The following is a 25,581-nucleotide window of genomic DNA, read 5'->3' as shown; positions in this document are numbered from 1 at the left end:
CAGGATCAGGCGCCGGCCTTGTCGAGTTCGAAGGCGTCGTGCAGGGCTTGCACGGCGAGTTCCATGTATTTGCGGTCGATCAGGACGGAGATCTTGATTTCCGAGGTGGCGATGACCTTGATGTTGACGTTTTCGGCAGCGAGTGCCGCGAACATCTTGGCGGCGACGCCTGCATGCGACCGCATGCCGATACCGACGACCGAGACCTTGGCGACATCGGTGTCGACGTTGAGATCATCGTATTTGATGTGGCCTGCGGCCTGGGCGTCTTCCATCGCCTTTTTGGCGCGTGCGACCTGATTGGTCGGGACCGAGAAGGTCATGTCGGTCACGGCGCCCGCGTGGCCTGCGTAGTTCTTTTCGGAAATGTTCTGGACGATCATGTCCACGTTCACCCCTGCTTCGGCGAGGGGGCCGAAGATGGCCGAGGCGACGCCGGGGCGGTCCTCGACCGTGACGAGGGTCATTTTTGCTTCGTCGCGGGAATAGGCCACGCCGGAGACGACTTTCGATTCCATGATTTCATCCTCGTCGCAGACCAGGGTTCCAGAGTTTTCGTCGGTATCCTCGAAGGAGGAGAGCACGCGCAGGCGGACGTTGTAGCGCATGGCCAGTTCGACCGAGCGGGTTTGCAGGACCTTGGCGCCGAGCGAGGCGAGTTCCAGCATTTCCTCGAAGGCGATCTTCGGGAGTTTGCGCGCCTTGTCGGTGATGCGCGGGTCGGTGGTGTAGACGCCGTCGACATCGGTGTAGATGTCGCAGCGTTCCGCCGAGAAGGCGGCGGCGAAGGCGACGGCGGTGGTGTCACTGCCGCCACGGCCAAGGGTGGTGATGCGGCCTTCGGGCGAGACGCCCTGAAAGCCCGCGACCACTGCGACCTTGAAGCCTTCGGCAAACTTTGCGTCGATATTGGCGCGGGGAATGTCGATGAAGCGGGCCGAGGCATGGGCAGAGGTGGTCTGGATCGGGACTTGCCAGCCCTGCCATGACCGTGCGGGGACATCCATTTCCTGAAGCGTCAGCGCCATGAGGCCTGCGGTGACGTTCTCGCCGGAGGAGACCACGGCGTCATATTCGCGGGCGTCATAGAGCGGCGAGGTGGCTTCGACCCAGCCGACGAGTTCGTTGGTCTTGCCCGACATGGCCGAGACGATGACGATGACGTCATAGCCGCGTTCCACCTCGCGTTTGACCTTGGCCGCGGCGTTTTTGATGCGCGCGAGGTCGGCCACCGAAGTGCCGCCGAATTTCATCACGAGAAGCGGCATGCGTCCCCCCCGCCAAGGCCAGAATTGGGGCGCTTCTTATGCGGGGCGGGGGATAGGTGCAAGGGTGGATCGGGGGTGGATCGGGGGTGGATCAGGGCGGTGCGGGCGGCAGGCGGTGCCTAGGGGGCCTTTTGTTTGCGGCGGGAAAGGACTAGGTGGAAGGGGAGCGGCAAGGAAAGCGACGGCATGTCATTTCTGAAGAAATTGCGCGACCGGATGTTCCGGTCTTCTGACAAGATCGGCGAAGGGCTGGAGGCTTTGGTGGCCGCCGATGCGGCGCCAGAAGCTGCTGCAGGGGAGTCTGCGGTCAAGCCGGGGCTTCTGGGGCGCATCTTTGGTGCGGACGAGCCGCGGCGGCTGGTCGATGATGCCATGCTCGAAAGCCTTGAGGATGTGCTGATCGGCGCGGATATGGGGGTCGAGACCGCGACGCGGGTGACGGCCAACATCGCGGAAGGCCGGTTCGGCAAGCGGGTGTCGACGCGCGAGTTGCGCGCGGCGCTGGCCGACGAGATCACGCGGATCATGCAGCCCGTGGCGCGGCCCTTGCCGATTTACGCGCAGCGCCCGCAGGTGGTGCTGGTGGTGGGGGTGAACGGGTCGGGCAAGACCACGACGATCGGCAAGCTCGCGAGCCAGTTCAAGGCGGCGGGAAAGTCGGTGGTGATTGCGGCCGGTGACACGTTCCGCGCGGCGGCGGTCGAGCAGTTGCAGGTCTGGGGCGAGCGGGCAGGGGTTCCGGTGCTGACGGCGCCGGAAGGGTCTGATCCTGCCAGTCTGGCCTTCGATGCGCTGACAAAGGCGCAGGCGGACGGGGCGGATTTGCTGCTGATCGATACGGCGGGGCGATTGCAGAACCGTGCCGATCTGATGGAAGAGCTGGCCAAGATCGTGCGGGTGCTTCGCAAGAAAGATCCGAGCGCGCCGCATAACACGCTTTTGGTGCTGGATGCGACGACGGGGCAGAATGCGGTTTCCCAGGTGGAGATATTCCGCAAGATCGCCGATGTGACGGGGCTGGTGATGACCAAGCTCGACGGGACGGCGAAGGGGGGCGTGCTGGTGTCACTGGCCGACAAGTTCGGGTTGCCGATCCATGCAATCGGGGTGGGCGAGCAGATCGACGATCTGGCGCCGTTCGACCCCGAGGATTTCGCCAAGGCGCTGGTCGGGCAGGAGTGAGCGGCTGGGTGCAGTCGCTGGAGGGCACGCCTGCGGGGCATGATCTGGCGCTTGCCCTCGCGCTGGCGGCGGCTGTGCTGCATGCGCTGTTCGGGGCTTTGCAGAAGGGGCGCTACGATCCGTGGATCAGCCGTGCGGTGATCGACGTGTTCTATTTCGTGCTGGCGCTGCCTTTCGTGATCTTCGTGGTGCCATGGCCAGAGCCGCATATGTGGCCGATCTTTGCGGGGGCCTTCGTCATCCATGCCGGTTACAAATGGTTGCAGGCGATGACCTATGCGCGGGGGGCCTATACCGTGGTTTACCCCGTGGTGCGCGGGACGGGGCCGTTCTTTGCGGTGATCGGGGCGGGGATTGTCTTTGGCGAGCATTTCGCGCCCGGGCAATGGGCGGGGCTGGCGGTGCTGATGGCGGGAATCTTCGGGCTGGCGGCCTATAACCTGCGCCATGTTTCGGTGGACCGCGAGACGCTGGTGCCCGCGCTTTGGCTCGCGGTGGCGACGGGGGCGACCGTTGCGATCTACACCACCTATGACGCTTACGGGATACGGGCGACGGCGGACCCGTTCACGTTTCTTGCGTGGTTTTTCCTGATCGACGGGGTGCTGTTTCCGCTGGTCTTTGCGCGGCGCTTGCTGGCGGTGCGGGGGGCCGAGGTCTGGCCCATGCTGCGGCTGGGGGTGTTCGGGGCGGTGATCGCCTATCTGTCCTTCGGGTCGATCATGTTGGCGACGCGTCTTGACAAGGTGGGCGAGGCGGCGGTGCTGCGCGAGACATCGACGGTGTTTGCGGCCTTGATCGGGTGGCTGGTTCTGGGCGAGAAGGTGGGCAGGATGCGGACCCTGCTGATGGGGCTGATAGCGCTTGGCGCGGTGATCATGGAGATGGCGGGATGAGCGGTGAACGCAAGGTGCATCCGGGGGTGAAGCTGGCACTGGAACTGGGGCCGGTGGTGCTGTTCTTTGCCGGATACATGAAGCTGCGCGAGCAGACGTTCGAGGTGTTCGGCAGTCCTTACAGCGGGTTTATCCTGATGACGGCGGCGTTCATTCCGCTGATGCTGGTGACGACGGGCATCCTGTGGTGGCTGACGGGCAAGTTGTCGAAGATGCAGATCGCGACCGTGGTGCTGGTCGTGGTGTTCGGCGGGCTGTCGGTCTGGTTCAAGGACGAGCGGTTCTTCAAGATGAAGCCGACGATGATCTACCTGCTGTTCGGCGGCTTGCTGGGGTTCGGGCTGCTGCGGGGGCAAAGCTACCTGAAGCTGGTGATGGAAGAGGCGCTGCCGATGCAGCCCGAGGGCTGGATGATCCTGACGCGGCGTCTGTGTGCGTTCTTCTTTGCGCTGGCGGTGGCCAACGAGGTGATCTGGCGCAGCTTTTCGACCGAGGTCTGGGTGAATTTCAAGACCTTCGGGCTGACGGCGGCGCTGTTCGGGTTCTTCATGACGCAAGGGGGCGTGCTGAACCGCTACGGGATCGAAGAGGACGGCGAGACGGACGGCGAAAAGGACGGCGAACAGGACAAGGCGGACTGACCGGACGAGATTTTTCGACGAAAAATCTCGGGGCAGTAGAAGATTTTTCGGCGAAAAATCTTTGGTGGTGCCGTTGGGTGCAGGGTGCGGACGAAGAATTTTCTGGAAAATTCTTCGGGGCCTGACCCGGGGGCGCCGAAAATTTCGCAGAAATTTTGCCGGTCGAATGAAAAAGGGCGGCCCGAAGGCCGCCCTTTTCGCATTCAGTGCCTTGGCAGATTATGCCAGAGCGAGGTTCGTCGCCGATTCGCGACCGTTGCGGTCACGCTCGAGGTCATAGGTCACAGCCTGGCCATCATTCAGGCCGCGCAGGCCTGCACGCTCGAGAGCGCTGATGTGGACGAAAACGTCCTTCTGGCCGCCTTCCGGTGCGATAAAGCCGAAGCCTTTGGTGGCGTTGAACCATTTCACGGTGCCGTTGGCCATCGTGAGATCTCCTGTCTAGTATGCCACCCGCAGCATGCGATGGCTCGGCTCAGGGTCATCAAGGTCGCGTCTGAAGCCCGAGGGGAGACAGAAGGTCGAAAGATCGAATAAGCAAGAACGACCATGCACCTTTATCGGGTGCATGGCAAGGCAAATCGGTCGGGTGGTGCGAAACGGGAGCAAATGGACGGGCTTGTGCCTGTTGCCGCCGCTTTGGTCAGCGTTTGAACAGGATTTCCTGCGCCTTGCGGTCGGTGGTGTTGGTGTTGCGGTGTTCGGCGCCGACGGCAGCGCCTGCCACGAATGCCGGACGGGCGGCCAGTTCGTCGAGCCAGCGTTTCATGTGGGGTTTGTCGTCCAGCGTCTGCTGCTGGCCCTGCCAGCCCATCGCCCAAGGCCAGATCGCGAAATCGGCGATGGAGAGGAAATCGCCCGCGACATAGGCGTGTTTGGCAAGCTGGCGGTCGAGCACGCCGTAAAGCCGTGCGACCTCGCGCTTGTAACGCTCTTTGGCGTAGGGCAGGTCGTGGGGCGGGTCCATCGCGGGGGCGTAGGTCAGGAAGTGGTGGGCCTGGCCTGCCATGGGGCCGACACCGCCCATCTGCCACATCAGCCATTGGTCCACCGCGATGCGGTCGCGTTCGGTCGGGCCGCAGAACTGGCCGGTCTTGCGGGCGAGGTATTGCAGGATCGCGCCGGATTCGAAGATGGAGACGGGCTGGCCATCGGGGCCGTCGGGATCGGTGATCGCGGGCATGCGGTTGTTGGGGGCTATGGCGAGGAATTCGGGTTTGAACTGGTCGCCTGCGCCGATGTTGACGGGATGCACGGTGTAGGGCAGGCCCATTTCCTCGAGTGCTACGGTGATTTTCTTGCCGTTGGGGGTGGGCCAGTAGAACAGGTCGATGGGGGCGGTCATGGCGGGATATCCTTTGATCGGTCTGAAAGGAATGATGCGGCATCGCGGCGTGGCGGCAAGGGCGATTTCCCTGCGCAGATGCACAAGGCAAAGCGCCGTGGCGAGCAGCGGCGCGCGGGTTTCGGGCAGTTGACCTTTGGTTTGTGCGGGGGTATTCGCCTGCCGTGGCGCTTTGTTACCGGATTGCGGGCCACGTTAAACAAGCCGCTAAAGAGGGTTCGCGGGCAAGCGCCTCGGAGCCTTTGGGTGTTCCGGGGCTTTTTCTTGGCCGGAGGCCGCCACGATGACCGAATGGAAAACGCGCACGCGACTGGTGCACGAGGGCAGCCGCCGCAGCCAGTATGGCGAGATGGCCGAGGCGATCTTTCTGACGCAGGGATTCGCTTACGACAGTGCCGAAAGCGCCGAGGCGCGCTTCGTCAAGGCGGGGGATGACGAGTTCATCTATGCCCGTTACGGCAACCCCACCACGCGGATGTTCGAAGAGCGGATCGCGGGGCTGGAGGGGACCGAGGATGCATTTGCCACCGCTTCCGGCATGGCGGCGGTGAACGGGGCGCTGACCTCGATGTTGCGGGCGGGGGACCATGTGGTGTCTTCCCGTGCGCTGTTCGGGTCGTGTCTTTATATCCTCGAAGAGGTTTTGACGCGCTACGGGGTGAACGTTACCTTCGTCGACGGGGCCGATCTGGGGGCGTGGCGGGCGGCGGTAAAGCCCGCGACCAAGGCGGTGTTCTTCGAATCGATGTCGAACCCGACGCTGGAACTGGTCGATATTCGCGGCGTGGCCGAGATCGCGCATGCGGTCGGCGCCTTGGTGATCGTGGACAACGTGTTTGCGACGCCGATCTTTAGCCGTGCGGTCGAGCAGGGTGCGGATGTGGTGGTCTATTCCACCACCAAGCACATCGACGGGCAGGGGCGCGCGCTTGGCGGCGTGGTTTGCGGGACCAAGGAGTATATCCGCAAGGTGCTTGAGCCATACATGAAGCATACCGGCGGGTCGATGAGCCCGTTTACGTCTTGGATCATGCTGAACGGCATGGCGACGCTGGATCTGCGCTGCCGTGCGATGGCCGAGAGCGCCCTGACCATTGCGCGGGCGCTCGAAGGCGATGCGCGGCTGGGGCGGGTGATCTTTCCAGGCCTGGAAAGCCATCCGCAGCACGCGCTTGCGATGGAGCAGATGGGGTCGGGCGGGACTTTGGTGACCTTTGACATCAAGGCGGGGAAAGAGGCGGCGTTCCGCTTCATGAACGCTTTGCAGATTGCAAAGATTTCCAACAATCTGGGGGATGCCAAGAGCATCGCCACGCATCCGGCGACGACGACGCACCAGCGGCTTTCGCCCGAGATGAAGGAAACGCTGGGGATCACGCCCGGTCTGATCCGGTTTTCGGTCGGTCTGGAGGATGCGGGTGATCTGGTGGCCGATATCATGCAGGCGCTGGACGCGATGTGAGATCATGTCGGATTCGTGAGGAAAACGGTCTGTAGGCCTGTCCTATGATTTTTACGAATCCGGCATTATATTGGTGAACGGGCGCGGAAAGGATTTCGCGCCCGCTGTGATCCGCTCGGATGGGCCGCGCGTATAACCTGCTGACATTGAAGGCCGACCCTGTGGTTTGGCCGGAACCGAAAGGCTGCTGCGATGAACATCTTTACCCCCGAAATCGACCGTCAACCGAGCCGCGAAGAGGCCGAGGCGGCGCTGGCAGTGCTGCGGCGCTGGGCGGGGAAGGCTTCGGACAGCGAAATCTCGCGTCTGGATGCGGCGGTCGCCTATCTGGTGCCGGGCGAGGGGTATCCGGCGTTGAGCCGCGACTATCCGGCCGATTTCGTGGTGACGGAAGGCTACAAGGCATCGCTGCCCGATTTGCAGAACGGGCCGTCGAGCCTGATCAAGGGCGAGAAGCAGTTGATCCAGCATGTGGGGATTTCGAATTTCCGCCTGCCGATCCGCTATCGCACGCGCGACAATGGCGACCTGACGCTGGAGACCAGCGTGACGGGGACGGTATCGCTGGAGGCCGAGAAGAAGGGCATCAACATGAGCCGCATCATGCGGTCGTTCTATGCCCATGCCGAGCGCGATTTCAGCTTTGGCGTGATCGAGCACGCGCTGGAGGATTACAAGCGCGATCTGGAAAGCTTCGATGCGCGGATCCAGATGCGGTTTTCCTTTCCCGTGAAGGTGCAGTCGCTGCGGTCGGGGCTGTCGGGTTGGCAGTATTATGACATCGCGCTGGAACTGGTCGACGTGGCGGGCGTGCGTAAGAAGATCATGCACCTCGACTTCGTTTACTCGTCGACCTGCCCCTGCAGTCTGGAGCTTTCCGAACATGCCCGTCGCACGCGGGGGCAGCTTGCCACGCCGCATTCCCAGCGCAGCGTGGCGCGGATTTCGGTGGTGGTGAACGCAGGCGAGCGGCTGTGGTTCGAGGATCTGGTGGAACTGGCGCGGGCGGCCGTGCCGACCGAGACGCAAGTGATGGTCAAGCGCGAGGACGAGCAGGCATTCGCCGAGTTGAATGCGGCCAATCCGATCTTTGTCGAAGATGCGGCGCGGTCGTTCTGTCAGGCGCTTAAGGAAGATGCGCGGGTCGGCGACTTCCGCATCATCGCCAGCCATCAGGAAAGCCTGCACAGCCATGACGCGGTTTCGGTGCTGACCGAAGGCGAGACTTTCGCACAGGAAAGCCTCGATCCGCGACTGTTCACGACGCTTTTCCACGTCGGCTGACGGTTGACCCGTGGCGGGGCCGCAGTGTAGCCCCGTCTGATGGTCGATGTGCGCCCCATTGCCTATGTGCTCGGCTGGATCCTGATGGTTCTGGCGGGGCTGATGCTTTTGCCCGCTTTCGTCGATTGGAACGCGGGCAACGGCAATGCCGACGATATCTTGCAGGCGGCGCTGGTTACGGCGGGGGTTGGCGTGTTGCTGGCGCTTTCGTCGGCCAATGCAACGCGGGGCGCGTTCGACGTGCGGTCGGCCTATCTGCTGACGGCGGCAATCTGGTTCGTGGTGCCCGCATTCGGGGCCTTGCCTTTCATGCTGGGCGCGCCACGGCTGCAATTCACCGAAGCCTATTTCGAGGCGGTGTCGGGGATCACCACCACGGGGGCCACGGTGATCTACGGGCTGGAGGAATTGCCTGCGGGGATGAACCTGTGGCGGGGTTTGTTGAATGCGGCGGGGGGCCTCGGGATCGCGTTCGTTGCGATGATCTTTTTGCCCGTGATGCGGGTGGGGGGGATGCAGTTCTTTCGCACCGAGGGGTTTGATACCTTCGGCAAGGTGCTGCCGCGGGCGACCGATCTGGCCAAGCAGTTGCTGGGGGTTTACCTCGGGCTGATCGTGATTGCGGGGCTGACCTATTCGGCAATCGGGATGACGCCGCTGGATGCGGCAGTGCATGCCATGGCCTCGATCGCGACGGGGGGCTTTTCGCCGCGGGATACGTCGTTCAGCGTCTATGCGGGGGCGGGCGAGTATTTCGGGGCGCTGTTCATGGTGCTGGGGAGCCTGCCTTATGTGCGCTATGTGCAACTGGTGAACGGATCGGCCACGCCCTTGTGGCGGGACAGTCAGGTGCGGGCCTATCTGAAGATCATCGCGTTTTCCGTGCTGACGGTGACGCTGTGGCGTTGGCTTACATCGGACATGCCGTTCGAGCCCGCGTTCCGCGAGAGCCTGTTCAATCTGGTCTCGATCATCTCGTCCACCGGGTTTTTCAGCGGGTCGTTTCCGGCATGGGGCGGATACATGCTGGTCGTGGCGTTCGTGATCGGGGTGATCGGGGCGTGTTCGGGGTCTTCGGCGGCGGGGTTGACGGTGTTCCGGTCGCAACTGGTGGCGGCGGCGTTGGTCAGCCAGATCCGGCAGATCGTTTCGCCCGGGCGGGTGGTGCCGGTGAAATACGAGGGGCGGGTGGTCGAGAAGGACGTGATGGACGCGCTTATCCTGTATGTGACGGGTTATGTGCTGACGCTGGGTGTGCTGACGGTGGCGATGACGCTTGTCGGGCTGGACACGGTTTCGGCGCTGTTCGCGGTCTGGACCGCGCTTGGCAACATCGGCTACGGCTTCGGGCCGATCGTGGCGCGGACGGGGACGTTCGTCGACCTGCCGGATGCAGGAAAGTGGATCATGACGCTGGCGATGCTGCTGGGGCGGCTGGGGCTGTTGGCGATTTTCGTGCTGGTCTTGCCGAGGTTCTGGCGGCGTTAGGGTTTTGGTCCGCTTTGCCGTGCCGGTGGTGCGCGGGGGGCTTGCGGGGGGCCACTTCGGGCGCGCATCATGGCGGTTATGAGTCATGATCCCTTTTTTCCGCAGGTGAAGCTGCGCCTTTTGTTCGGGGACCGCGCGATGGTCGGGCCGGGCAAGGTGCTGCTGTTGGAGAATATCCGCGACCTCGGGTCGATTTCGGCCGCGGGGCGGGCGATGGGCATGAGCTACAAGCGGGCATGGTCGCTGGTCGAGGAGATGAACGCGGCCTTTCGTCTACCGGTGGTTTTGCCTGCGCGGGGCGGGGCGGGCGGAGGCGGGGCTGCGGTGACCGGGGCGGGGCTGGCGGTGATCGCGGCCTATCGCGGGTTCGAGGCGGCGGCGCTGGAGGCGGGTGCCGGGGAACTGGCGGCGCTGCGGGGGATGCTGGCCGATATGTCTGACTGAAAATATCGCTTGCAGCGTCGGGTTTCGGCGGTGTTATGTTTGGCCGGATATAACGCTTTGGGGGTTTGCTGTGAGGGTTTGGCTGGCGGGGCTGCTGGTTCTGGGATTGGCCACGCCGCTTCGGGCCGAGGAGATCACGGTTTTCGCGGCCTCGTCGCTGAAGACCGCGCTTGATCTGGTGGCGGCGGATTGGCAGGCCGAGACGGGGAACGTGGCGGTCCTGTCCTATGACGGGTCGGCCAAGCTGGCCAAGCAGATCGAGCAGGGTGCGCCTGTGGATGTGTTCATCTCGGCGGCGGCGGACTGGATGGATGTGCTGGAGGCGGGCGGGCTGCTGGCCGGGGGCACGCGGCGGGATGTGCTGGGCAATGGGCTGGTGCTGGTCGCGCATGGGGCGGCGGAGCCTGCCGAGGTGGGGCCGGAGTTGGACCTTGCGGCGATGCTAGGCGGGGGGAAGCTGGCGATGGGGATGATCGCTTCGGTTCCGGCGGGGCAATACGGGCATGAGGCGCTGGTGTCGCTGGGGCTGTGGGACAGCGTGGCGGGAAGCGTGGTCGAGACCGAGAATGTGCGGGCGGCGGTGAAGCTGGTGGGCTTGGGCGAGGCGGCGCTGGGGATTGTCTTTGCCTCGGATGCGGTGGGCGAGGCGGAGATTTCGGTGGTGGGCGCGTTTCCCGAGGGGAGCCATGCGCGGATCGTCTATCCGGCGGCGGTGACGGTGCAGGGCAAGGCGGCTGGGCGGGCGTTCGTCGATTATCTGTCGTCGCCCGCAGCGCAGGCGCGGTTCAGGGCGCAGGGGTTCAGGGTTCCGTGACGGATGCGGCGTGGCAGGCGGTCTGGCTTTCGGTGCAGGTGTCGTTCTGGGCGACGGTGCTGAGCCTGCCCGTTGGCATCTGGGTCGCGCATCTTTTGGCGCGGGGGCGGTTTTTCGGGCGGCAGGTGCTGAACGGGCTGGTGCATCTGCCGCTGATATTGCCGCCGGTGGTGACGGGCTATCTGCTCTTGCTGGCCTTTGGGCGGCAGGGGCCGGTGGGGCGGGTGCTGGACGAATGGTTCGGGATCGTGCTGGCCTTCCGCTGGACCGGGGCGGTGCTGGCGGCGGCGGTGATGGCCTTTCCCTTGATGGTGCGGGCGATACGGCTGGCGATCGAGGCGGTGGACCCGAAGCTGGAAGCAGCGGCTGCGACGCTTGGCGCTTCGCGCTGGCAGGTGTTTGCCACGGTCACGCTGCCGCTGATCGCGCCGGGGATCATTGCCGGGGCGGTTCTGGCCTTTGCCAAGGCGATGGGTGAATTTGGCGCGACGATCACCTTTGTCGCCAATATTCCGGGGCAGACGCAGACGCTGCCTTCGGCGATTTACGCGTTCTTGCAGGTGCCGGGGGGGGACGGGGCGGCGTTCCGGCTGGTGGTGATTTCGGTCGCGGTGGCGATGGGGGCGCTGGTGGCCTCGGAAGTTCTGGCGCGGCGGGTGCATGCGCGGGTGGCAGGGCGCGATGCTTGAGGTGCGGGTGACCCATCGCTTCGGCGGCTTTAGCCTCGATGTGGCGTTTACCGCGCCTGCGGGGGTCACGGCGCTGTTCGGGCGGTCGGGGTCGGGCAAGACGAGCGTGGTCGAGGCCGTGGCGGGGCTTTTGCGGCCCGATGCGGGGCGGATCGTTTCCGGCGGGCGGGTGCTTTACGACAGCGCAAGCGGGGTCGATGTGCCGGTGCATCGGCGCGTGGTGGGCTATGTGTTTCAGGATGCGCGGCTGTTTCCGCATCTGACGGTGGCGGAGAATCTGGCCTATGCCGGGCGGGTGACGGGGCGGCGGGTCGATATGGCGCCGGTGGTTGCGATGCTGGGGCTTGGGGCGCTGCTGGCGCGGCGGCCCGGCGCGCTTTCGGGCGGCGAGGCGCAGCGGGTGGCGATCGGGCGGGCGCTGTTGGCCGAGCCTGCGGTTTTGCTGATGGACGAACCGCTGGCCGCGCTGGACGAGGCGCGGAAGGCCGAAATCCTGCCCTATGTCGAGCGGTTGCGCGATGCGGCGGTGCCGATCCTGTATGTGAGCCATTCGCTGGCCGAGGTGGCGCGGCTGGCGACGACAATCGTCGTGCTGGAGGCGGGCCGCGTGGTGCGGGCGGGGGCTGCGGCCGAGGTGCTGGCCGATCCGGCGGCGGTGCCCGCGCTGGGCCTGCGCGAGGCGGGGGCGGTGATCGGCGCGCGCATCGCGGGACATGAGGCAGACGGGCTGACGCGGCTGGAGACGGTGGCGGGGCCGATCTGGCTGCCACGGATCGCGGGCGAGGTCGGGGCTGCGCTGCGGGTGCGGATTGCGGCGCAGGATGTGATCTTGTCACGCGGGCGGCCCGAGGGGCTGTCGGCGCTGAACATCCTGCCCGGCGTCGTATCGGCGGTGCGGACGGGCGAGGGGCCGGGGGCGCTGGTGCAGATCGCGCTGGGGGGCGAGTTCCTGCTGGCCCGTGTCACCCGCCGGTCGGCCACGGCGCTGGGGCTGGAGGCAGGGGTGGAGGTACACGCCATCCTGAAATCGGTCGCGGTGGCGCAGGTGGATATCGGGGCGGGGTGAGGGGAATGTTATGGAATCGGGTCGGGCCAGAAGTCAGAACCAGTCGTGCGGCAGGCGGGCGATGAGGCTCGAGGCGAGGCGGCGTGACAGGCTTGCTTCGGGTTCGGCGGTTTCGCGGCCCTTGCGGCCATCTTCGATCACGTTCCAGTAGAGCGCGCCGTTGCGGGCGGTGACGGCGAAGGCATTCTCGGGGCGGGTCTGGCGGGCAAAAAGGTCGCGCAGTTCGGCGACGAGTACGGGTTCGCGGAAGAGCAGGCCGAGTTCGATGTTGATATAGGCCGAGCGCAGGTCGAAGTTGTGCGATCCGACGAGGGCCTGTTCGCCGTCGATGACGAATATCTTCGAGTGCAGGAGAGCGCGTTTGCGGCCCGTGCCGCGGGGCGGGGCGTATTCGTAGAGGGCCGCACCCGAGGCGACGAGCGGTTGGCGGTAGCTGCGGTAGGCGGCGTGGACGGCGAAGAGGTCGGTCGCGGCGAGGGAGTTGGTCAGGACTTTCACTTTGACGCCGTTGGTGGCGAGGTCGGTCAGGATTTTCAGGCCCGAGGCACCGGGGACGAAGTAGGGGGTGGTCAGCAGCACTTCGGATTTGGCGCCGGTCAGCAGGGTTTCGATGCGGTCCAGCAGCCATGGTTCCTTGCGGTGGCCAAAGGCTTTCTCGGGCGGATCGGCGAGCAGTGTCACATCGGGGGTGAAGCGCAGCGGGTCCACGAGAAGGCTTTCGGCGCTGTGGTTGGCCATCGCCTCGGCCTTGTAGTGCACCGAAAGGGGGGCGTTGGCGTGGCGGGCGACGCGGCGGCGGTAGCGGGCCATGCTGATGCGGAAGGCTTTCCACAAGGTCAGGATCGGCAGCGACAGGCCGAGGTTCCAATAGGTGTCGAACACCTGTTCGACCGATTGCACCAAGGGGCCTGCGAGCACCATGTCGGCATCGTGCGAGAGGCGCGCGCCCGATCCCGGCGCACCGAAATAGGTGTCGCCGATGTTGCGCCCGCCGAGGATGGCGAGGCGGCCGTCGGTGATCCAGACCTTGCCATGCATGCGGCGGTTGAAGCGCGACAGGCCAAGGGCGAATTCGGTGCCGCGCCGGATCCAGTGGCCGCGGTTCATCACCGGATTGAACAGCCGCACCTCGACATTGGGGTGCTGGTTGAGGCCGAGGAAGGCAAGGTCGAAGCCCTGCACGTTCACATCGTCGAGAAGCAGGCGCACGCGCACGCCGCGGTCGGCGGCGTCGAGCAGTTCGGCAAGCAAAAGCCAGCCCGAGGTGTCGGTGGTCCAGATGTAATAGATCAGATCGAGGCTGCGTCCGGCGATGCGGGCGGCATGGGCGCGGGCGGCGAAGGCGGCTTTGTGGTCGAGGATGTTGGCAAGCCCGTTCTGGCCCGGATGGGCGGCGAGAAGCGGGGCGAGCAGGCGGTCGGGTTCTGTGGGCGGGCCGTCTGTGGGCAGCGCCTGCGAGCGGGGGCCGCGCGCCTTGCGGGCGAAGCGGGTGTAGGAGCGCAGGGCGAGGACCGAGGCCGCGAAGATGCCCAAGCCGAGGAGGACGAGCCAGATCGCGAGGGTGGTGATCATGGCGCTGCCGTCGCGGGGAAGGTGAGGCGCGCCTTGAGCGGGAGGTGATCGGAGGCGTGGCGTGCAAGCGGCGTGTCGTGGGTCGTCAGGCCCGTCAGCGCGATGTCGCGGCTGGCCATGATGCGGTCGAGGGCGGCGACGGGCAGGCGGGCGGGAAAGCTGCGCGGGGCGGGGGGCGCGTGGAATTGGCGGTGCAGGGCGGCGGTCGAGGCGTTGGGGCCGCTGCGCCATTCGTTCATGTCGCCCATCACCAGCGTGGGGCGGGGGGGCAGGCGGGACAGCCGGTCGAGCAGGGCGTGGCTTTGGGCACGGCGCGAGGTTGCCAGAAGCCCCATGTGGAGACCCACCACCCTGAGCAGCTGACCCGAGAGGTTCAGGTCGGCGATCAGCGCGCCGCGCGGTTCGAACCCCGGCAGGGCGAGGGGGTGGATATCCTCGATTTCCGCATGACGTACGAAGATCAGGTTGCCGTGCCAGCCATGCGAGGGGCCGGGTGTATCGGGCAGCACGGGGACAAGACCGCATTGGGTGCGGACATGTTCGAGGTCGAGAAGGCCCGCGCGGTCACCGAAGCGGCGGTCGGCCTCTTGCAGGGCGAGGATGTCGGGGCAGAGTTCCTGCATCACCTCGGCGGTGCGGAACAGGTCGCGGCGACGGTCGGCGCCGACGCCCTTGTGGATGTTCCACGACGCGACGAGGAGCGGCGGCGGATGGGGCAGGTTGTCGGGTGCGTCTGCGGGCATGGTCTCTGCCAAAGTTCGGGTGGCCGGTGGTGGCGACACCCTAGACCATGCCCCTGCGCGAAGGCAAAGGCGGGCTTCCGGCTTCGACGCCGCATTCGGTGACGATCAGGTCGAGCCGCCTGTCATGCGGCAGGGGGTGGATCGTCGAGAGCCGCGCGGAATGGAGGCCGACTCCGATCGCGAAGGGGTGCGGTGCCATGTGGTCGAGTGTGCGGTCGAAGTAGCCGGTGCCGAAGCCGAGGCGGTTGCAGGCGTCGTCCCAGCCGAGAAGCGGGGCGATCAGGAGGTTCGGCGTCACCTCGCCCGCCGAGGCGGGGGGGACGGGCAGGTTCCAGAGCCCGCGTTCGAGCGGGGCGTTCGGCGTCCAGCGGCGAAAGCGCATGGCGGCGGGCGGTTTGACGCAGGCCGAGAGCGACAGGATCGCGCCGCGCTGGCGCAGGGTGGTGAGGAAGGGGATCAGGTCCGGCTCTCCGCCGATGGGCCATGATGCGCCGATGATGAGGCGCGAGGCGTCGAGCGGGGCGAGGAGTTCGGTCAGGCAGGCGGCGATGCGGTCGGTGACGGAGACGGCCATCGCGGGGGTGAGCGCCTTGCGTTCGGCGCGGAGGCGCTGGCGTTCGTCATGGCGCCAAGCGGCGACATCGAGGGGCGAGGCGGGATCGCCCGTGAAGGGACGTTCGCCGATATGGGCGGCTTGGCATGGGTCGGAGGAAAGGGGCATGGCGCTGTCCGCTTGTTGCGAGGGGAAACGCTGCGGCGGCGGGGTGGTTCCTGATCGGGGGGTGCCTGTGGTCGCAAGGTTACGGGGGAGGGGGCTGGTGCGGATGGGAGGCTTGGCCATTGACGCTGCGGACTGCGCGGTCGGTGGCGTGGCGGGCAAGGGGGGGCTGACGGGGGCTTTCTTGCCGTGAGGGGTGTCGGGTGGTGGCAAGAACGCGACGCGGGGGCGTCGGGCAGTGTGGCTGCGGGTGGGGGGCGACGTTGGTGGCAGGGCGCAGGGTGGGCGCTGCGGTGGTTGGGCGGAGGCGAGGGGGTTGGGCTGTCGGGGTGGCGGACAGTCTTTGCGGGGCGACTGTGGGCGGGGGCGTCGGGGAGAAGGTTGTTTGATTTGGGGGCGAAGCGGGGGATTTCGGTCGTGGACTGGAGGCGAACGGTCTTTGGGCTTGTGGCGGTGGGGCGGGTTTTGGCGGGATACGGGCCGGTCCGGGCTGGTCCGGGCTGGTCGGCGTGGGCGCAGGCCGGCCGTTGCGGGGCGGCCTGCGGGATCGGGGTGGTGACATTCGTGACCGGTCAGTCCCAGCAGGAGACGAGGACCGTCATGGCGGTGCCTAGGGCGATCTGGTCTTGCGGGGTGAGGGGGGCGGCTTCGGGGGCCGTAGCCGGCGTCACGCCGCCCGATTGCAAGAGCGCGGCGAGGACTGCCGGGGGGGCCGCGAAGGCGGTGCCTTTGGGCAGGGCGCGGGTTTTGTCGGGTTGCGGCACGAGGATGCCCGCCACCGCGCCCGAGGCCGTGAGGACCGGACCGCCGGTGTCGCCCTCGCGTGCTGCGAGGTCGAGGCGGTTCAGGGCGGTTCCACCGTCCAGCCCTTCGGCGGCGGCGAAGCGGCCGTAGGTCAGCACCGGGGCGGGCAGCATGTCGCCGTAGCTGTAGCCTGCAACCGCGATTTCGGTGTTGGGCGTGCCCGGCGCGAAGGCGGCAAAGGCGGGCGGGGCGAGGGGGCTTGCGGGTTTCAGCAGGGCAAGGCCGTTTGCGGCATCGGTCGCGGCTACGGTCGCCTCGGTCCGGCCATCGAGCGTGATGCGGCCACATTGGGCGACGGCCTCGGCCGTGGTCAGGACGCTGCCTGTGGCATCGACGTAGAAGCCTGAACGCGAGAGGCGCGGTTTCTTGATCTCGAGACCTGCGAGCAGCCCGCTTTTGACGGCAGGCGTGAGAGGGACGAGGCCGGGGTCGAGCGCGCGGTCGCCGATGGGGCGGAAGCTGGCCCTGAGGGTGGAAACGGCGCGGTCCATGTTCGGGGTGGTGTCGGGGTTCCAGCTGATGAGCCAGCCTTTGACCATGCCGCGCGAGGTGGTGGCGAAGGCTTCGGTGACGAGGCCTGCGCTTTCGCCGCGCAGGGTGAAGCTGTCGCCCTGCAGGCTGCGGGGGCCGGTGGCGGGCATGATCTGCAAGGTTTGCAGCGTGTCGTAGAGGCCTGCGAGGGCCGCTTCGTCGCCCGGTTGGCTGAGCAGGAGGATGCGCGTTTCGCTGCCGTCGCGCGCGGTGAAATGCACGAAGGGGGGTTCGTAATGGTCGAAGGCGACGAGGGCGAGGGGCAAGGTCGCCTCGATCCCGGCTTCGGATTCGGTGACAGTCTGGAAGCCGAAACCCTGTTCCTCGGCGCGGTAGGTGGTCAGGAGGGCGGCGCGCTGGGCGGTGGTGAGGATGCCGGTCGGCTCGAACCCGCCCGCGCCTTGCCATGCGGCCATGGATGCGCGGGTGCCGCGACCGAAAGAGCCGTCGAGTTTGGCATCGTAAAAGCCGAACCACATCAGGGCGCGTTGCAGGTCTTCGCGTTCGGTCTGGGTGAGGAGGGATTCGGAGGCGCGGGCTTCTTCGGGGGTTTCGTCGGGGAGGATTTCGGTGAGGGTGTCGGGGAGGGTGTCGGTGAGCATGTCGGGGGCCGGTTGGCCGGCTTCTGAAGTGAGGGCTTCTGAAGTGAGGGCTTCGGAAGTGAGGGCTTCGGTTGTGTCGGCTGCGGGTGCGAGCGGGTCTGTCGCCTGAAGATCGGGGGCCAGCGGGAGGGGAGCCGTGGCTCCGGCGGGCCAGAACATCGCGCCGTAGGTCGCGCCGTCGGACACGAAGCTGTCACGCGGGATCAGGTTTTCGGAGCGGAGTTCGGCGATGCGGTCGGCGGCCTGTTGTTCGGAATAGGGGCCGAGTGTGATGACATACCAGCCCGAGCCGGTGGAAAAGCCCGCGACATCGCTGAACAGCCCCTGCCATGCGCTAGCCCGTTCTTCGGCCCCGGCAAGGTTGGGCTGGGCTTCGATCTGGAGCCAGAAACTGCCCCGAGCGGTTTGGGGAGCGGTTTGGGAAGCGGTCGGGGGAGCGGTCGGGGGGGGGGCGGTCTGGGCTTGCACGGGTGCGGCAAAGGCGGTCGCAAGGGTTACAAGGAGCACAAGAAGGGAAAACGCCTGTCGCATCATTCGGGTGGGTCCGTTCGGTATCTTTTGGGTCATTTGTCGCTGAGACCCTAGCAGAGGGGCGCGCGGAGTTGCACGTGCTTTCGTCACGGGCATTCGTTGCGGGCTTTTGTTGCGGGGCCAAAGTCGTGCGCGCAGTGCGGGGCGGTATCGGCCAGACTGGCGCAGACGGGGGGCGCAGACGGGGGGCGAAGGCGGGGGGGGTGGCATTGACCGCGAAGGCGGGGTTGCCTATGGAGGGGGCGGTTTTCAAGAGGGCTTGCCGATGGCCGAGAGCGTTGTTCCCCCGCGCAGTTTTCAGGAGATCATCCTGCGCTTGCAGTCCTATTGGGGTGCCAAGGGCTGCGCCGTGTTGCAGCCCTATGACATGGAAGTGGGGGCGGGCACCTTTCACCCTGCGACTACGCTGCGGGCGCTGGGGTCGCGCCCTTGGGCTGCGGCCTACGTGCAGCCGTCGCGCCGGCCTACGGACGGGCGATACGGCGAGAACCCGAACCGCTTGCAGCATTACTACCAGTATCAGGTGCTGATAAAGCCGTCTCCCGCCGATATGCAGGAGCTGTATCTGGGGTCGCTGCGCGCGATCGGGATCGACATGGCGCTGCATGACATCCGTTTCGTCGAGGATGACTGGGAAAGCCCGACGCTGGGCGCGTGGGGGCTGGGCTGGGAGGTCTGGTGCGACGGGATGGAGGTGAGCCAGTTCACCTATTTCCAGCAGGTCGGCGGGCATGATTGCCGCCCGGTTTCGGGCGAGTTGACCTATGGGTTGGAACGGCTGGCCATGTATGTGCTGGGGATCGACCATGTGATGGAGATGCCCTTTAACGATCCTGCGTCGCCTATCCCGTTGAAATACGGCGATATCTTCCGCCAGACCGAGCAGGAATACAGCCGCTGGAATTTCGATCAGGCCGACACGGACATGCTGCTTTCGCATTTCAAGGATGCCGAGGCCGAGTGCGAGCGTATTCTGGCGGCGGATGTGACCGACAAGGCGGGGCGGCGCATCGTGATGGCGCATCCGGCCTATGACCAGTGCATCAAGGCCAGCCATCTGTTCAACCTGCTCGATGCGCGGGGAGTGATTTCGGTGACGGAACGGCAGGCCTATATCGGGCGGGTGCGGGCCTTGGCCAAGAAATGCGCCGACGCCTTCGTGACGACCGAAGCAGGCGGGGCGGAAGCAGGCGGGGTGGCGGCTTGACCCGAACCGCCCCCTTCGTCTTTCGCGCCGAGACGCCGCTTTTGCGGCTGCTGGCTGCGGCGCAGGCATGGCCCGGCTATTTCGGGCGGAGTGCGCGGCGCAAGTTGCTACGCCGTTACGGGCGCGTGTCGATACAGGCGTTCGACGGGTTTCTGGGCCGGATCGGGCCGGGGGATGCGGTGCTCGACCTTGGGGCCAATGCGGGGGTGTTCACCAAGAAACTTGCCGCAACCGGGGCGATGGTGCATGCCTATGAGCCGGACCCCGAGGCCTTTGTGCGCTTGTCGCAGGCGGTTGCCGGTCTGGCCAATGTGCGGCTTTACAACGCAGCCGTGGCGGCCAAGGCGGGAAGCCTGCGGTTGAGCCGCAAGAAGCTGGCGGCGGGCGGGCACCAGACGGTGGCGAGTTCGATCGTCTTCGACAATGGCGGTGGCGACGGCATCGACGTAGAGGTGGTGTCTTTCTACGACGCTCTGGCGCGGTGCGGCCAGCGGGTTGCGCTGGTCAAGATGGATATCGAGGGGGCCGAGTTCGACATTCTCGAACAGGTCTTTGCCGCGCCATGGGATTATGGCTTTGACGCGATGTTCGTCGAGACGCACGAGCGGCTTGCGCCTGAAAAGACCGCGCTGATCGACCGGCTGCGGCGCGAGGCGGCGGGTTTGCCGCAGCGGTATGTCAACCTGTATTGGCCTTGAGGAACGCAGAGTGAATGGCAAGATCATCGCGGGGTTTCTGGTGCTGACGGGATTGGTGGCGGGCATCGCCATGTATTGGCTGCAGGTCTATGCCTTTTACGACGAGGCGAAGTTCACGCCGGGGGCCGAGATCATGCTGACCTCGGTCGAGAGCGGGCAGCCCGAGGCGATATTGGCCGAAGGCGTGACGGGGATCGACAGCGACAGCTCTCCGATCCGGTTCCGCGCCTGTTTCAAGACGCCGATGACGCAGGCGATGCTGACCGAGACCTACAGGATCTACCCTGCGCCGACGCCGCTTTTGGCGCCGGGCTGGTTCGATTGCTTCGATGCCGAAGCGATTGGTGCGGCCTTGGAGAGCGGCGAGGCGATTGCCTTTCTGGGGCAAGCGAATATCCACCCCGGTGTGGACCGCGTGGTTGCGGTCTTTGCCGATGGCCGCGCCTTTGCGTGGCAACAACTGAACGGCGACGAAGGAAACGAGTGAGACCATGCCCGACCTGCTGATCGAGTTGTTTTCCGAAGAGATCCCGGCACGGATGCAGGCCAAGGCCGCGTCTGACCTGAAGCGCATCGTGACCGACGGGTTGGTCGAGGCGGGGTTGACCTATGAAGCCGCAGGCGCGTTTTCGACGCCGCGGCGGCTGGTCTTGTCGGTCGAGGGGCTGACGGCGGAAAGCCGCCCCGTGCGCGAAGAGCGCAAGGGTCCGCGGGCGGATGCGCCTGCGGCGGCGCTGGAGGGGTTTCTGCGGTCTACGGGGTTGACGCGCGAGCAGTTGGAGTTGCGCGACGACAAGAAGGCGCAGGTCTATTTTGCGGTGATCGAAAAGCCCGGTCGGGCGGCGGCGGAGATCGTGGCCGGGGTGCTGGAGGGCGCGGTGCGGAACTTCCCCTGGCCCAAGTCGATGCGCTGGGGGACGGGGTCTTTGCGCTGGGTGCGGCCTTTGCAGTCGATCATTTGCCTGCTGGTCGATGAGGGCGGGGCTGCGGTGGTCGATCTGGATATCGACGGGATCAGGGCTGCGGATACGACCGAGGGGCACCGTTTCATGGGGAACGGGCGCTTTGCGGTGACCTCGTTCGACGATTACCGCGCCGAGCTGTGGAAGGCGCGGGTGATGCTCGATGCCGCCGAGCGCGAGGCGCATATCTGGCAGGGGGCCACGAACCTCGCCTTTGCGGCGGGGATGGAAGTGGTCGAGGATCGCGGCTTGCTGGCGGAAGTGGCGGGGCTGGTCGAATGGCCGGTGCCGCTGATGGGGCGGATCGGGGAAGATTTCCTGTCGCTGCCCGCCGAGGTTTTGCAGACGTCGATGAAGGAGCACCAGAAGTTCTTTTCGGTCCGCAACCCCAAGACGGGGCGGATCGAAGGGTTCGTGACGGTCGCAAACGTGGAGACGGCGGATGACGGGGCGACGATCCTGAAGGGGAACCAGAAGGTGCTGTCGGCGCGGCTGTCGGATGCGCGGTTCTTCTGGGAGAACGACCTGCGGGTGGCCAAGGCCGGTATGGGTGAGTGGCTTGACGGTCTGGGGGCGGTGACGTTCCACAACAAGCTGGGCTCGCAGGCCGAACGGATTGCGCGGATCGCGGCGCTGGCGCGCGAGATTGCGCCGCTGGTCGGGGCTGCGCCGGATGTGGCGGAAGCGGCGGCGCGGGTGGCCAAGGCTGATTTGCGGTCGGCGATGGTCGGGGAATTCCCCGAATTGCAGGGTCTGATGGGCATGTATTACGCCCGCGCGGCGGGGATGGACGAGGCGGTGGCGAATGCCGCGCGCGACCATTACGCGCCGCTGGGGCCGACCGATGCGGTGCCGGTAGAGCCGGTTTCGGTGGCCGTGGCGCTGGCCGACAAGATCGACACGCTGACGGGGTTCTGGGCGATTGACGAGAAGCCCACGGGGAGCAAAGACCCGTTCGCGCTGCGGCGTGCGGCGCTGGGAGTGATCCGGCTGGTTTTGGTGAACGGGGTGCGGGGTGGGTTGAAAGCAACCTTCACCGGACATATTCTAGGCAACGAGAAGCTCCGCGCCAGCCTTTTTGCGGATCGAGCGGAGTCGCTCGAAGCTTGGTGGAACATTTCCCGCGTTGGAAAAAAGGCCGGTGAGAAATATTTGGAAGGATTGGTCGCGTCTGTTGTGGCTAGTAATGAAGATGACCTCATTCAGCGCGTGCGCTTGATTGAGCGGATGCCATCCGACCTCCTCGCCTTCTTCCACGACCGCCTGAAGGTTTTCCTGAAAGACCAAGGCATCCGGCATGATGTGATCGATGCGTGTCTGGCGATGCCCGGCAATGATGATCTGACGTTGCTCGTGAAGCGGGCGCAGGCGTTGCAGGGGTTCATGGCCTCGGCGGACGGGCCGGATTTGCTGCAAGGCTTCAAGCGTGCCAACAACATTCTGGCGCAGGCCGAGGCGAAGGACGGGGTGGAATACTCGTTCGGGGCCGATCCCAAGTTTGCTGAAGGCGACGAGGAAAAGGCGCTTTTCAATGCGCTTGATGTGGCGGAGCAGGCGATTGGCCCTGCGGTGAAGGCCGAGGATTTTGCCGGTGCGATGGCGGCGATGGCGCAGTTGCGCGCACCTATCGATGCGTTTTTCACCGCCGTGCAGGTGAACAGCGACAACCAGATCGTGCGGCGCAACCGGCTGAACCTGTTGCACCGCATCCGTGCGGTGTGCGGCGGTGTGGCCGATCTGGGCCGCGTCGAGGGATAGCGCGCGCTTCGGGCTGATCCCGGAGAGGGCTGTCTGCCCTCTCCGGACCTCACCCGAGGATATTTGGCCAAGCGTGAAAGCGGGAAGGGGTCTTTGCCGCTTTCATGCTGGCGGAAATATCCTCGGGGGGTGAGGGGGGCCGAGGCCCCCCTTCTTGCTGTAAACTTTGCTTGTCTGACGGTGTTTTGCGCGTATCCTGCGGGCGCGAATAAGGGACGCCGCAGTGCAGAAAATGGACAAGATCGCCGACTTTGCCGAGATCACGCCGACGGCGCGGATCATGACGCCTGCGCATGGCTGGCGGGCGAAGTGCCTGCAGCGCCTTGTCCGGCTGGAATTGCCGGTGCCAGAGACGGTCGCCTTGCCCGCGCAGACGGTGCGGGGAATTGCTGCGGGGCAACAGGTGGATGTGGCGGCCATTCTGGCGCATTTCGGGGAGGGGGCGCTGATTTCGGTGCGACCCAGCCCCGAGAACCCCGATTGGGGCGGGCCGGGGACGATTTTGAACGTGGGGATGAACGCGGGCCGCCACGCGGCGCTGGTGGAAAAGCACGGGCAAGCGGCGGCGGATGCGCTGTATCTGCGCTTCGTGCAGTCTTATGCGACCCATGTGGCGCGGCTCGATCCCGACATGTTCGATGCAGCCCCCAGTGCCGAGGCGCTGCGCGATGCGCTGCGGGTTTACGAGTTGGAGATGGAGGAGCCGTTTCCACAGGATGCGGGGCGGCAGTTGGCGGAAGTGCTGCGGTCGATGGCGCGGGCATGGGAAGGGACGACGGCGCGGCTTTTGCGGCAGGCCAAGGGGGCCGCGCCCGAGGCGGGGCTGGGGCTGGTCGTGCAGGAGATGGCGCAGGGCATCGGCAAGGGGGTGTCGGGGTCGGGGGTGATGCAGTTCGTCGATCCGGTCACGGGGTTGGCGCAGGTGACGGGGCGGTATCTGGGGCAATCGCAGGGCCGGGACGCGCTGAAGAAGACGGATGCGATCTACCTGACGCGCGATGTGCGGGGGCCGTCGCTCGAGGATATCGCGCCCGAGGTCTTTGCCGAGCTGGTGGCGCATGGCGCGCGGTGCCGGACCAAGCTGCGCGAGGAGATGCAGATCGAGTTCACCATCGAGGACGGGCGGCTTTCGGTGCTGGATGCGGTGAAAGTGGCGCGGTCGGCGCGGGCGGGGCTGAAGATCGCCGTGGCGCTGGCGCGGGACGGGATCATCACCGAAAACGAGGCGGTGTTGCGGGTTGCGCCGCGGTCCTTGACCGAGATGCTGCATTTCCAGGTTGATCCGCGCGGGCCGCGGGATGTGTTCATAAAGGGGATCGCCGCCAGTCCGGGGGCTGCGACGGGGCGGATCGTGTTCAGTTCTGCGGCGGCGCAGGCGAGTGCGGCGCGGGGCGAGCCTTGCGTTCTGGTGCGGCGCGAGACGGCGCCCGAGGACATTCGCGGGATGCATTCCGCGATTGGCGTTCTGACCGAGCGGGGGGGCATGACCAGCCACGCGGCGGTGATTGCGCGGGGGCTGGGCCTGCCCTGTATCGTGGGCGCGTCCGAGATGAAGCTGGACGGCAAGGAAAAGACCCTGACCGCGCAGGACGGGCGGGTGCTGCGCGAGGGGGATGTGATCACGCTGGATGGCAGCACCGGCGAGGCGCTGATGGGCGCGACGGAAATGCTCGCCCCCGCGCTGGACGAGGATTTCCGCACGTTGCTGGGATGGGCCGATGCGGTGCGCGATATCGGGATCAGGGCGAATGCGGACACTCCAGCCGATGCCGCGACCGCGCGGCGCTTCGAGGCGCAGGGGATCGGGCTGTGCCGGACCGAGCATATGTTTTTCGAGGATGACCGGCTGGTCGTGATGCGCGAGATGATTTTCGCGGATACGTCGAAGGATCGGGCGGCGGCACTGGCGCGGCTGTTGCCGATGCAGCGCGACGATTTCGTGCAGTTGTTCAGCATCATGCAGGGGTTGCCGGTGTGCATCAGGCTGTTCGATCCGCCGTTGCACGAGTTCTTGCCGCAAAGCCGCGAGGGGTTGCGCGAGTTGGCCGAGGCGCTGGACCGCCCGCTGAGTGAGGTGGTGCGGCGGGCCGAGGCGCTTTCCGAGTTCAACCCGATGCTGGGGATGCGGGGGGTGCGGCTGGGGGTCGTGCTGCCCGAGATTTACGACATGCAGGCGCAGGCGATTTTCGAGGCGACGGTCGAGATCGCGCGGGGCGGGGCTGCGGTGGTGCCCGAGATCATGATTCCCTTGGTTTCGGCCAAGCGCGAGGTCGAGTTGGTCAAGGCGCGGGTCGATGCGGTGGCGGCCAAGGTGCGGGCGAAAAGCGGGGTGGAGTTTGCCTATAAGCTGGGGGTGATGGTCGAAACCCCGCGCGCCGCCTTGCGGGCGGGCGAGATCGCGCAGCATGCGGCGTTCCTGTCATTCGGGACCAACGACCTGACGCAGATGACCTACGGGCTGAGCCGCGACGATGCGGGGCGGTTCATGAACACCTATGTGCAGCAAGGGGTTTTCCCCGAGGATCCGTTCCATGTGCTGGACGTGGACGGGGTAGGCGAGCTGTTGCATATCGGGGCGGAACGCGGGCGCAAGGCGCGTGGCGATCTGGTCCTGTCGATCTGCGGCGAGCATGGCGGCAACCCCGAATCAATCGATTTCTGCCGCAAGGCGGGGTTCGATTATGTGTCCTGTTCGCCCTATCGGGTGCCGCTTGCACGGTTGGCGGCGGCGCATCTGGCGCTGGGCGATCTGGCGGTGTCAGCGAAAGACTGACACAATATCATGCGGTTGTAAGGCACTCTTCACGCATTAACCTGATATTTTTCGGCGGTAATCCGCCGAAGCTCGCCGTATTTACGTTGTAATTTTGCCACAT

At 65.8% G+C, this 25,581-nt stretch carries 22 protein-coding genes and 1 riboswitch; of the genes, 15 read left to right on the top strand and 7 right to left on the bottom strand.

What is annotated here, in order from left to right:
* Positions 1–5: 5 nt before the first annotated feature.
* Positions 6–1,268: an aspartate kinase gene (locus HYN69_RS11510; protein WP_108435862.1), complete on the bottom strand. Its 1,263-nt coding sequence runs from the start codon at positions 1,266–1,268 to the stop codon at positions 6–8.
* A gap of 186 nt (positions 1,269–1,454) precedes the next feature.
* Here HYN69_RS11510 and ftsY point away from each other — a divergent pair, with 186 nt between their 5' ends.
* Genes ftsY through HYN69_RS11495 form a run of 3 tightly spaced genes read left to right on the top strand, consistent with a single transcriptional unit; the run spans position 1,455 to position 3,987 of the window.
* On the top strand, positions 1,455–2,450 hold the full coding sequence (gene ftsY, locus HYN69_RS11505) for a signal recognition particle-docking protein FtsY (protein WP_108435861.1): 996 nt from the start codon (positions 1,455–1,457) through the stop codon (positions 2,448–2,450).
* Entirely contained in the window at positions 2,447–3,346 is a 900-nt protein-coding gene (locus HYN69_RS11500; protein ID WP_108435860.1) for an EamA family transporter, read from the top strand. Before ftsY ends, HYN69_RS11500 begins: the two co-directional genes overlap by 4 nt.
* A complete protein-coding gene (locus tag HYN69_RS11495; RefSeq protein ID WP_108435859.1) occupies positions 3,343–3,987 on the top strand; it encodes an inner membrane-spanning protein YciB in 645 nt (214 codons plus the stop codon). Before HYN69_RS11500 ends, HYN69_RS11495 begins: the two co-directional genes overlap by 4 nt.
* Before the next feature lie 219 nt (positions 3,988–4,206).
* Here the strand turns inward: HYN69_RS11495 and HYN69_RS11490 are convergent, their stop codons facing one another.
* Both HYN69_RS11490 and HYN69_RS11485 read right to left on the bottom strand, forming a co-directional pair.
* Positions 4,207–4,413, bottom strand: coding sequence for a cold-shock protein (locus HYN69_RS11490; RefSeq protein ID WP_108435858.1), 207 nt, complete (start codon positions 4,411–4,413; stop codon positions 4,207–4,209).
* 217 nt (positions 4,414–4,630) lie between these two features.
* Entirely contained in the window at positions 4,631–5,332 is a 702-nt protein-coding gene (locus tag HYN69_RS11485) for a glutathione S-transferase N-terminal domain-containing protein (protein ID WP_108437174.1), read from the bottom strand.
* Positions 5,333–5,486: 154 nt separating this feature from the next.
* Positions 5,487–5,564, top strand: a riboswitch (SAM riboswitch).
* A 51-nt stretch (positions 5,565–5,615) separates the two neighbouring features.
* On the opposite strand from HYN69_RS11485, the gene metZ reads away from it, so the two are divergent.
* The 7 genes from metZ to modC all read left to right on the top strand — a co-directional run bounded on the left by metZ (position 5,616) and on the right by modC (position 12,579).
* Positions 5,616–6,794 (top strand): O-succinylhomoserine sulfhydrylase, encoded by a 1,179-nt coding sequence (gene metZ / locus HYN69_RS11480; RefSeq protein WP_108435857.1) that lies wholly within the window; start codon positions 5,616–5,618, stop codon positions 6,792–6,794.
* 192 nt (positions 6,795–6,986) lie between these two features.
* Positions 6,987–8,078 (top strand): GTP cyclohydrolase FolE2, encoded by a 1,092-nt coding sequence (folE2, locus tag HYN69_RS11475; RefSeq protein ID WP_108435856.1) that lies wholly within the window; start codon positions 6,987–6,989, stop codon positions 8,076–8,078.
* A gap of 39 nt (positions 8,079–8,117) precedes the next feature.
* Entirely contained in the window at positions 8,118–9,566 is a 1,449-nt protein-coding gene (locus HYN69_RS11470) for a TrkH family potassium uptake protein (protein ID WP_108435855.1), read from the top strand.
* Positions 9,567–9,635: 69 nt separating this feature from the next.
* Positions 9,636–10,010, top strand: a complete 375-nt coding sequence (locus tag HYN69_RS11465) for a winged helix-turn-helix domain-containing protein (RefSeq protein ID WP_230426392.1) — start codon at positions 9,636–9,638, stop codon at positions 10,008–10,010.
* A gap of 70 nt (positions 10,011–10,080) precedes the next feature.
* Positions 10,081–10,824, top strand: coding sequence for a molybdate ABC transporter substrate-binding protein (modA, locus tag HYN69_RS11460; protein WP_108435854.1), 744 nt, complete (start codon positions 10,081–10,083; stop codon positions 10,822–10,824).
* Complete coding sequence (gene modB / locus HYN69_RS11455) at positions 10,821–11,513, top strand: molybdate ABC transporter permease subunit (RefSeq protein ID WP_108435853.1); 693 nt, start codon at positions 10,821–10,823, stop codon at positions 11,511–11,513. Before modA ends, modB begins: the two co-directional genes overlap by 4 nt.
* Positions 11,485–12,579 (top strand): molybdenum ABC transporter ATP-binding protein, encoded by a 1,095-nt coding sequence (gene modC, locus HYN69_RS11450; protein WP_230426391.1) that lies wholly within the window; start codon positions 11,485–11,487, stop codon positions 12,577–12,579. Before modB ends, modC begins: the two co-directional genes overlap by 29 nt.
* 33 nt (positions 12,580–12,612) lie before the next feature.
* On the opposite strand, the gene HYN69_RS11445 is transcribed toward modC, so the two are convergent.
* The 4 genes from HYN69_RS11445 to HYN69_RS11430 all read right to left on the bottom strand — a co-directional run bounded on the left by HYN69_RS11445 (position 12,613) and on the right by HYN69_RS11430 (position 18,083).
* Positions 12,613–14,151: a phospholipase D family protein gene (locus tag HYN69_RS11445; protein WP_108435852.1), complete on the bottom strand. Its 1,539-nt coding sequence runs from the start codon at positions 14,149–14,151 to the stop codon at positions 12,613–12,615.
* Positions 14,148–14,894 (bottom strand): endonuclease/exonuclease/phosphatase family protein, encoded by a 747-nt coding sequence (locus HYN69_RS11440; protein ID WP_108435851.1) that lies wholly within the window; start codon positions 14,892–14,894, stop codon positions 14,148–14,150. The genes HYN69_RS11445 and HYN69_RS11440 overlap by 4 nt, the downstream gene beginning before the upstream one ends.
* 40 nt (positions 14,895–14,934) lie before the next feature.
* Positions 14,935–15,615 carry a 5-formyltetrahydrofolate cyclo-ligase gene (locus tag HYN69_RS11435; RefSeq protein ID WP_159082438.1) on the bottom strand — a complete coding sequence of 227 codons (681 nt, stop codon included), beginning with the start codon at positions 15,613–15,615 and terminating at the stop codon, positions 14,935–14,937.
* 569 nt (positions 15,616–16,184) lie between these two features.
* A complete protein-coding gene (locus tag HYN69_RS11430) occupies positions 16,185–18,083 on the bottom strand; it encodes a trypsin-like peptidase domain-containing protein (protein WP_108435849.1) in 1,899 nt (632 codons plus the stop codon).
* Positions 18,084–18,345: 262 nt separating this feature from the next.
* Here HYN69_RS11430 and HYN69_RS11425 point away from each other — a divergent pair, with 262 nt between their 5' ends.
* The 5 genes from HYN69_RS11425 to HYN69_RS11405 all read left to right on the top strand — a co-directional run bounded on the left by HYN69_RS11425 (position 18,346) and on the right by HYN69_RS11405 (position 25,478).
* Positions 18,346–19,287: a glycine--tRNA ligase subunit alpha gene (locus tag HYN69_RS11425; protein ID WP_108435848.1), complete on the top strand. Its 942-nt coding sequence runs from the start codon at positions 18,346–18,348 to the stop codon at positions 19,285–19,287.
* Positions 19,284–19,985 (top strand): FkbM family methyltransferase, encoded by a 702-nt coding sequence (locus HYN69_RS11420; RefSeq protein WP_159082437.1) that lies wholly within the window; start codon positions 19,284–19,286, stop codon positions 19,983–19,985. Before HYN69_RS11425 ends, HYN69_RS11420 begins: the two co-directional genes overlap by 4 nt.
* 10 nt (positions 19,986–19,995) lie before the next feature.
* Positions 19,996–20,472 carry a DUF6446 family protein gene (locus HYN69_RS11415; RefSeq protein ID WP_108435846.1) on the top strand — a complete coding sequence of 159 codons (477 nt, stop codon included), beginning with the start codon at positions 19,996–19,998 and terminating at the stop codon, positions 20,470–20,472.
* Positions 20,473–20,476: 4 nt separating this feature from the next.
* The gene (glyS, locus tag HYN69_RS11410) at positions 20,477–22,705 is read left to right on the top strand and encodes a glycine--tRNA ligase subunit beta (RefSeq protein WP_108435845.1); all 2,229 of its coding nucleotides are present in this window, start codon (positions 20,477–20,479) and stop codon (positions 22,703–22,705) included.
* Between the two features lie 232 nt (positions 22,706–22,937).
* A complete protein-coding gene (locus HYN69_RS11405; protein ID WP_230426390.1) occupies positions 22,938–25,478 on the top strand; it encodes a putative PEP-binding protein in 2,541 nt (846 codons plus the stop codon).
* Positions 25,479–25,581: the final 103 nt, after the last annotated feature.

This window comes from Gemmobacter aquarius, assembly GCF_003060865.1.
Taxonomy (GTDB): Bacteria; Pseudomonadota; Alphaproteobacteria; order Rhodobacterales; family Rhodobacteraceae; genus Paragemmobacter; species Paragemmobacter aquarius.
The sequence above is the reverse complement of the archived record's forward strand: the minus strand, read 5'-3'. Positions and strand labels throughout refer to the sequence as shown.

Excerpts from the sequence above, each read along its gene's own strand:
- HYN69_RS11425 (WP_108435848.1), top strand. The coding sequence starts at position 18,346 with ATGGCCGAGAGCGTTGTTCCCCCGCGCAGTTTTCAGGAGATCATCCTG.
- HYN69_RS11490 (WP_108435858.1), bottom strand. The coding sequence starts at position 4,413 with ATGGCCAACGGCACCGTGAAATGGTTCAACGCCACCAAAGGCTTCGGC.
- folE2 (WP_108435856.1), top strand. The coding sequence starts at position 6,987 with ATGAACATCTTTACCCCCGAAATCGACCGTCAACCGAGCCGCGAAGAG.
- HYN69_RS11445 (WP_108435852.1), bottom strand. The coding sequence starts at position 14,151 with ATGATCACCACCCTCGCGATCTGGCTCGTCCTCCTCGGCTTGGGCATC.
- HYN69_RS11465 (WP_230426392.1), top strand. The coding sequence starts at position 9,636 with ATGGCGGTTATGAGTCATGATCCCTTTTTTCCGCAGGTGAAGCTGCGC.
- HYN69_RS11440 (WP_108435851.1), bottom strand. The coding sequence starts at position 14,894 with ATGCCCGCAGACGCACCCGACAACCTGCCCCATCCGCCGCCGCTCCTC.
- HYN69_RS11405 (WP_230426390.1), top strand. The coding sequence starts at position 22,938 with ATGGACAAGATCGCCGACTTTGCCGAGATCACGCCGACGGCGCGGATC.
- glyS (WP_108435845.1), top strand. The coding sequence starts at position 20,477 with ATGCCCGACCTGCTGATCGAGTTGTTTTCCGAAGAGATCCCGGCACGG.
- HYN69_RS11430 (WP_108435849.1), bottom strand. The coding sequence starts at position 18,083 with ATGATGCGACAGGCGTTTTCCCTTCTTGTGCTCCTTGTAACCCTTGCG.
- ftsY (WP_108435861.1), top strand. The coding sequence starts at position 1,455 with ATGTCATTTCTGAAGAAATTGCGCGACCGGATGTTCCGGTCTTCTGAC.
- HYN69_RS11510 (WP_108435862.1), bottom strand. The coding sequence starts at position 1,268 with ATGCCGCTTCTCGTGATGAAATTCGGCGGCACTTCGGTGGCCGACCTC.
- HYN69_RS11435 (WP_159082438.1), bottom strand. The coding sequence starts at position 15,615 with ATGCCCCTTTCCTCCGACCCATGCCAAGCCGCCCATATCGGCGAACGT.
- modC (WP_230426391.1), top strand. The coding sequence starts at position 11,485 with ATGCGCGGGTGGCAGGGCGCGATGCTTGAGGTGCGGGTGACCCATCGC.
- metZ (WP_108435857.1), top strand. The coding sequence starts at position 5,616 with ATGACCGAATGGAAAACGCGCACGCGACTGGTGCACGAGGGCAGCCGC.
- HYN69_RS11470 (WP_108435855.1), top strand. The coding sequence starts at position 8,118 with ATGGTCGATGTGCGCCCCATTGCCTATGTGCTCGGCTGGATCCTGATG.
- HYN69_RS11495 (WP_108435859.1), top strand. The coding sequence starts at position 3,343 with ATGAGCGGTGAACGCAAGGTGCATCCGGGGGTGAAGCTGGCACTGGAA.
- HYN69_RS11485 (WP_108437174.1), bottom strand. The coding sequence starts at position 5,332 with ATGACCGCCCCCATCGACCTGTTCTACTGGCCCACCCCCAACGGCAAG.